Genomic DNA, 6,966 nt, shown 5'->3' on the forward strand with positions numbered 1-6,966 from the left:
GTTGTTTAAAATATGAGAATCGAAAGAATTTGAAATTATTTTAGAAAATAACTTGCCAAAAGGCACACTAAAGCTGCACAATACTACTATGAGCATTGACGTTCTGACCTCCAGAGTAACGGTTTGTGGTCGGAGCCTTCGGTGGCGGAAGATATAGTCTGAGTTGCAATCAGACTTTCCCAACCACGAAGCTTATTCAATTAAATAGATCATACTAGGAATTGGCAGTTAAAGCTGAACCCAATGAAAGAATTTTATATATTTGTGTAACCACAGATAACTCATTATTTGTCAACTCCTAAAGGTTTGATTTTTAAGAAACTAAACGTTCTGCTTTTAGTCCTGCCAATTTCCAGTCAGAAATAACAGCATTAACTCGTTTTAAGTCAGGTTCAGCTATCAAGGCATAACGGTCTTGGCGGTTAAGAATTGAAAGAATTTCAATCGAAGGCATAAAGCAGCTAACTACTATATCTCTAACATTAGAATATAGTAAAACATTTGACTCTAATGTATCCTCAAATAATCTCACATCTTTGCCTTGAGGTAAATACTTATTAGTAATAATGCGAGTTTCAGCTTCTATTAAAGGCTGCCAATTAGCGGTTGATGGAAAAGCAAATAATAGAACAAGACGCTCTGGGACGTGCGCTAAAAACTTAACAGAGCTAGGATCTCCAGAGTACAATAGATGCTTTTTTCCTAGCTGCCACCAAACACCAGGTACATCTACAGGCGTTGAGGTGGAGGGCTGCGGCAATGACAAAGCCTGCTCCGTTGCTGGAGTCACAACCTGACTAGGGGCAGGAGGCGCTGCGACTAGGGCAGGATTACGAATAGCAACAATTTCTTGCTTAATGCGCGGCGGTGTGTTAGACGCTGTAGATGATAACTGCGGCACTGGTTGGATTTCTTGTTTTGGTGCTGACTCTAATTTGGCGCTAGGTAAAGCATACTTTTGTTTAATCTCCTTGGCAGCTTTATAGGTGATAGATTCTCCTGCCTTAGCACGAGCAAATGCCTCATTACGGGCAGCATCAGGGATTGAAGGAGCAGCTAATTCATACAAGGCAGAAGGAGCAATAAAATCAAAATCAACAATTTGTTGATTTTGAAAAGCAGCAGCAACGTTCATAAATCTTTTAGCTGTTTGGATACTCCAGTCAAATTCAGCTTCCAGCCACGACCCGAAACGCCCATGCCCTAGCTTTTCTTTCACGTTGACAAGCTTCTGTCCAATTTCAACAATATCGTTGGCAGTTCGCTTCATCAATCCCCTAATTTCCCCAGTTTGCTGCTGCACAAACTGGGAGGTCGGAGCATCCAAATCGGTGTAATCAAACTTTTTCCAGGCTTTAGGACTAGCAGTTGGCATGAAAATGACACAGGTAAATGTAACAGTGGCATTTTCAATTTTAATGATATTGCTGTCGCTCTGGTTGAAAAACTCACCCAAATCTTGGTTCATTATCGAAAAATATTTTTTGGTTAAGCTGTAGAATTTACTCATTTTTATCCAAAACGCTAACGTGTACCGTTTTGCCTGATTGCCGGATTGCAAAACTAAGGAATAATGCTCAAATTATGCAGTCACCTTTCTGTACTGGCATCCAAAACGCTAACGTGTACCGTTTTGCTGGATTGCAAAACTAAGAAATAATGCTCAAATTATGCAGTCACCTTTCTGTACTGGCATCCAAAACGCTAACGTGTACCGTTTTGTCTGATTTACTGCGAAGAAAGTTTTTGCTGGGCTTGGACGACTAAACGCTTTAGCAGATTTGGACTGAGACGTTCAGACAGGGCTTGCCAAAGAGCAGCAATTTGAGTTTCGTTAAGGAAATTTAGTTGGGCGCTTAACTCCTGATATCTATCAGAATTGTTAGGAGTAGATATCACTTTTGAAGATTCAAGCTCGAAGTTTAATGTTGAGGTATTTTCAATGTCAATAGTATTAAGAGGTTGAGTGATTTGGGCGGCTTGGCGGTGTTGCTGGACAATGCTTTTAGCTTTTGAAAGGGTAATTATTTCACCAACATCGGCAAGAAGCAGAACTTCCTCTCGTGCTGCTTCTGGAGTAGAATCGGCAGCCAATAAATATAATGCTGAAGTAGCAATATCCCAGTTGGTAAGCTGTACCGTTTTGAATTTTCTATGAACTTGCATAAATTTTCGCGCGGCTGATTCGCTCCAATCAAATTCTGTTCTTAACCAAGCCAAAAAATGTCCATGCCCTAACTCTTGCTTAACTTCACTTAACTTTTCCCCAATATCAATGATATCTTGGGCAGTACGACGAAGCAAACCTTTAATCTCGATAGTATGTTGTTGAACGACCTTACGAGTCGCCAAACTAAGCATACCATAACTAAACTCTATTGCTTGTGTAGCAGTGGATAATTCTTCAGAAAAGTTATTACGTCTTTGATGTGAACTCATAGTTATTTGCTCCAAGATAATTGTAGGAAACGCGAAAGTCTGATTATGTAACGCTTTTGGTAATTAGAGGTTAAGTCTAATCCCAAGTTTTTAAAAGTAATGTTACTTTTTTGAATGGTCGTAATGGGTGTTTCCAACCGGGAGTGGATTTGCTGGAGGATAACAGCTTCGTGTAAGCCGATCTCTTTAGCTAAAGCTGGCGGGATAAGTAAGGGGTGTGGGGCAAGTGATGTAGTCATTTAGCTTACCTCCTTGGCTAATGTATGTCTGATGGATAAAAAAGAAGCTGCTGGGAAAAAGAAATAATTACGTTGTCTCATCTTCTGCCACCTTCCCCAAGCAAAAGCTGACGATTGCCCACCTGGTAAGCAAACAAGCGCTGAACTTGTGGTAGAAGCTGTCGAGGTAACTTTAGAGTAGGGTGAGCCGTCAACTCTTTTGACCAAACGCCAGAATCCTTACCTAGTTGCACCGAGTTAAGCCACTGCCAGGTCTGCTCGTTGTTCTTGAAGCCCAATCGTTTAGTTAGGTAGCCTATGGTTAGACCGTCGCTTTGGGCAAGGACTCGTCCAGTTTTAGGATCGACAGCGACAGTTTTCTCAATGACTTCAGTGTGGGTAAGGATTGCATCAGGTTTGCCTAAGATTAGCGCTACCATACCCGTACCGTGAAGGTTAGCGATCGCATTAGTTGCTTGCATTAGTCGCTCTTGACTTTGGGCGGCGGTGGCTTGGGCTTGCGCTACCTGTAGTTCTAGTCTTAGCCGCTCGATTTCCTGCGATTGGGCGGGGATAACTGTCTCTACTGCGTCAAGCAAGCTAGTTCTAACGGCTTTAGCAATAATAGAATCTCGCAGAATCATTCCCAATCTTAGGGAAGCGCGAGGAGTCCAAATAGCTATTCTTGTTGTAGCTTCAGGTAGTGAGAAGACCTCACTACCTATACTGCGTAAGGACTTCAAGTTTTCTTGACCCTTCACCTCTCTCCACCCATCGTTTAATAGTTCATCCCTGTGCTGTTTACTTGCATGACGAACAACAGATGATTCAACTTCGTAATAACGGGCTATTTCTTCAGTAGTTGTTACTCCAGTTCCTTTCCAAAGAGCAACAAGTAATCCTTTAGCTTTATTAAGGATTTCTAAAGCGCGTTCATGAGGTACACGCTCTAATTGATTATCACGAGCGGATTTTGACTCAACCAGTACAGAATCAGATACGATTGTCATGCCATGACCTCGATGGTTTAACTAGGGTAGGTTGTGGTACAAGTTGCGATCGCTTGACTCTTCCCGGAGGGGCGGTCGTTACTTGTTCAAATTGAGAGCTATAGATAAAACGCTACTCGGAAAAAATAAAGGTTAATAAGTTAGTTAGTCAATGCTTTTCCTCACTTGCTTAAACAACTAATATGAGTTTCCAAAAAATATGGAGATACATTTTAAATAGCTTGGAGGTTTTTAACCTTGTACTAAAAAACTAATTCCAGTATTAGTTTTTTTCTGGGGGGGGTTCATCAGGAATAAACTCAATCAACTCAGATGGTGTACAAGGGATACTGCTCAACTGTGCTATGGCATCACAAAGTTTTGCTAGTGCTTCTCCACCAATTTCAGGCATATCATCTGTTGTTCTGAGTTTAGAAATACTTACAGGATTCATCCCCAAAACTTCAGCTAGTGCCTTATTAGTGACCTTTCGGTCAGCCATCACGGCTCGGAGTTTCCAGCGAACTTTACTCACACTTGTTTTACACAGAACAGCAATCATAAGTATCTCCTAAAGCTGAACCAAATACTAATATAGCTTATAAAGCTAAATAAAAAGCTTCATAAGCTATATTACTAAAATCAGTATAGTCTAATAAGCAAATTAAATAGCCTATTAGTTTAAATAAATAGCTTTATAAGCTATACTATAAATATAGGAATGAGGAAAGCAAACCGCCTCACCGAGAACCAAAAATAAAGAGTTGCACTTTCATTGACCGATTCACAATCCCAAACAAAGAAATAAGGTTGCTGTTGGCTAGACAACAGGGGAACTGGAACCGAGGCACTGCCTGCAACCCCCAGACGAGAGACAAGCCAGGTAGCCCGGTAAGGGATGAACGCTGATTAGAGATGCCCTGGTGGATAGAAAAGACTTACTTTAGACAATTTGTACACAACAAAGCCTACAAGCGTTCAATTTTGACCGAGAGATCGCTTGCAGGCTTTGGATTCCTACATACATAGGTGACTAAATGTTAACCCAAACGAAACCTGCAATTCAAGTCGGCTCTGAATCTACTCCAAAAATCTGGGATAGAGCAACGACAAAAGCCAATATCGGCGATACTATCCATGCTCCATTTATGCCTGTAATGCAGGTCGTAAACAAGGACATTTACACTGATGGTCGAGTGTGGCTAAAGGTCAAACCTACAAACGCTTCTTGTTATACAGAGGAATGGGTTTTAGATCGAGAAGAAGATGACTTGCTCCCTCCTTCACAAACCGAGTTTGAGCAAGCCTTTAATCATGGGCGACTAGACGCAACAGATAATTCAATCCCACTTTACACCGAAGCAACGTGCGAGTATTCCAAGGGGTACGTCGAAGGCTACAACGCATTAGCCAAGCCTCCTATACCAACTTCTCCTCCTAAACCCCGTACTTGGTCAGTTACTTACAACAGCAATTGGCAGTGGTATGTAGTTTGGGTAGGCGATCGCGCTATAGGTCGAGCCTCTGACCACGAGGAAGCGGAGCGCATTGGGCAGAAGTACGTTGCAGGGGAAAAGTTTTGGCAGGAGCATCGGGAACGGGTTTTAGCTTCCTACGCTGACTAATTACCAGTATTCATCAATCACATCAGGCGCTCATAACTCTACAGAGAGCGCCTTTGTACACACTTATCAAAGGGTTGAAAAATCATGAAAAGCGGCAAAACACTCAGCGAACTAGCTCTAGAGTTGGAAAGACAATCTGAGACGAAAAAGGACTTTATCGCTAGTACAGAAGTTTTGGAAATGAACGACAAGGCGGAAATTACCTTAGAGGACAACGCCCCGTTATCCGTCACAGAACACGCCCACACCCAAATAGCCGCGCGGTTAGACATTCCAGCCAAATACTACGCCCGTATGCGATCTTCTGCCCCTGAACTATTAGCAGCGAACGTCAATGAGTGGTTCCACCAAAAACCAGAACGGCGGATGTTACGGACGCTGGATGGGAGCATGAGGGCATTCTTAAGTGATCGCTACCGCAGGCTAGACAATTATGATCTAGCTTCGGCAGTGTTGCCAGTCCTTAAAGAGATGGGCGAAGGCTTAAAAATCGTCAGCACCGAGCTAACAGACTCAAAAATGTACATAAAGGTTATCAACGAGCGCCTGGAGTTAGAAGTAAAGCAGGGGGACGTGGTTCAAGCGGGGATGGTCATTTCTAACTCTGAGGTTGGTTTAGGATCGCTCAAAGTAGAACCGCTAATCTATCGCCTTATTTGTACGAACGGGATGATCGCCCAAGACCATAGCCAGAAGCGCTATCACGTAGGGCGCAACGCCGAGGAAGGCGAGGCTTACGAGTTATTCAGAGACGAGACAATCAAAGCCGACGATCACGCTTTTTTCCTCAAAGTGCAAGACACAGTACGGGCAGCCGTAGACATTACTAAGTTTACGACAATCGTCGAACGGATGAGGGAAGCTACAGAGCAAAAGATCGAGGGCAATCCTGTCAAGTCTGTGGAACTGCTAACGAAAAGCTTTGGATACAACGGTGAGGAAAGCTCAGGCATATTGCAACACCTAATCCAGGGAGGGGATTTGTCAGCCTATGGGATGCTGAATGCAATTACTCGCACGAGTCAGGACGTGGATGATTACGAACGAGCAACGGCTTTAGAGCGCGATGGTAGCCGAGTGCTTTCGTTACCAGCATCTAGTTGGAAAGAAATTGCTATAGCGAAGTAACTTGTGATTCCTAGCTGGCGTTTTAATTCGCCAACTATAAATTACTTAAATTACTGGAGAAAGGAAGCAAAAAAAAATGCACCTAACGAGTAAAAACTTGGTATCCCTATCAAGACAAAGTTTTTATCACTTTGCCGCAATGGAAAATTGTTGCAACTTTTCGCCCCTGCAAGTTTTGGAAATATCATTACTGGGCTTATGTACATAATAATCCAACACATTTTGTTTTCCAATCACCTTATTGCACTTTAGCGATGAAAAAAAAGGGGATTTAACCCTCGAAGGGAGGATAGAAATTAAATCTTAGCCTCCCTTCAAGAATTAAGAGTATCAACAGCATCAACTACTTGGAAAGAGAAATTCTTTTTCCAAGTAGTTCTGCTATTGATGCCTATTGAAGCGTGAATATATCACAGAAACTCAATAGCTATCACACAGAAAAAACAGCAAACAAAAGTGCAATTAGTTAAACTTCACATTAACAAGGAATGTGCGATTCGTTGAATGCTGAATCACGGTAATCAGTCCGTACATAAGCATTCTAGCCAAGACTCCCAAGTCTAGCTA

7 protein-coding genes are annotated in these 6,966 nt (G+C 42.3%); 2 read left to right on the plus strand and 5 right to left on the minus strand.

The annotated features are described in order from the left end of the window. Positions 1 to 313: 313 nt before the first annotated feature. The 5 genes from C7B70_RS20015 to C7B70_RS20035 form a co-directional block, all read right to left on the minus strand. Positions 314 to 1,468, minus strand: a complete 1,155-nt coding sequence (locus tag C7B70_RS20015; RefSeq protein ID WP_158260533.1) for a DUF3102 domain-containing protein — start codon at positions 1,466 to 1,468, stop codon at positions 314 to 316. 260 nt (positions 1,469 to 1,728) lie between these two features. Beyond that, complete coding sequence (locus C7B70_RS20020) at positions 1,729 to 2,439, minus strand: DUF3102 domain-containing protein (protein WP_106370756.1); 711 nt, start codon at positions 2,437 to 2,439, stop codon at positions 1,729 to 1,731. 2 nt (positions 2,440 to 2,441) lie between these two features. After that, a complete protein-coding gene (locus C7B70_RS20025; protein ID WP_106370757.1) occupies positions 2,442 to 2,678 on the minus strand; it encodes a hypothetical protein in 237 nt (78 codons plus the stop codon). Positions 2,679 to 2,755: 77 nt separating this feature from the next. Then, positions 2,756 to 3,667 carry a DNA-binding protein gene (locus tag C7B70_RS20030; RefSeq protein WP_106370758.1) on the minus strand — a complete coding sequence of 304 codons (912 nt, stop codon included), beginning with the start codon at positions 3,665 to 3,667 and terminating at the stop codon, positions 2,756 to 2,758. 262 nt (positions 3,668 to 3,929) lie between these two features. Then, positions 3,930 to 4,208 carry a helix-turn-helix transcriptional regulator gene (locus tag C7B70_RS20035; RefSeq protein ID WP_106370759.1) on the minus strand — a complete coding sequence of 93 codons (279 nt, stop codon included), beginning with the start codon at positions 4,206 to 4,208 and terminating at the stop codon, positions 3,930 to 3,932. Between the two features lie 475 nt (positions 4,209 to 4,683). On the opposite strand from C7B70_RS20035, the gene C7B70_RS20040 reads away from it, so the two are divergent. Beyond that, complete coding sequence (locus tag C7B70_RS20040; RefSeq protein WP_106370760.1) at positions 4,684 to 5,271, plus strand: hypothetical protein; 588 nt, start codon at positions 4,684 to 4,686, stop codon at positions 5,269 to 5,271. Between the two features lie 84 nt (positions 5,272 to 5,355). Next, positions 5,356 to 6,399, plus strand: coding sequence for a DUF932 domain-containing protein (locus tag C7B70_RS20045; RefSeq protein ID WP_106370761.1), 1,044 nt, complete (start codon positions 5,356 to 5,358; stop codon positions 6,397 to 6,399). The last annotated feature ends 567 nt before the right edge of the window (positions 6,400 to 6,966 follow it).

The organism is Chlorogloea sp. CCALA 695 (assembly GCF_003003885.1).
In the GTDB taxonomy this organism is placed as follows: domain Bacteria; phylum Cyanobacteriota; class Cyanobacteriia; order Cyanobacteriales; family Chroococcidiopsidaceae; genus Aliterella.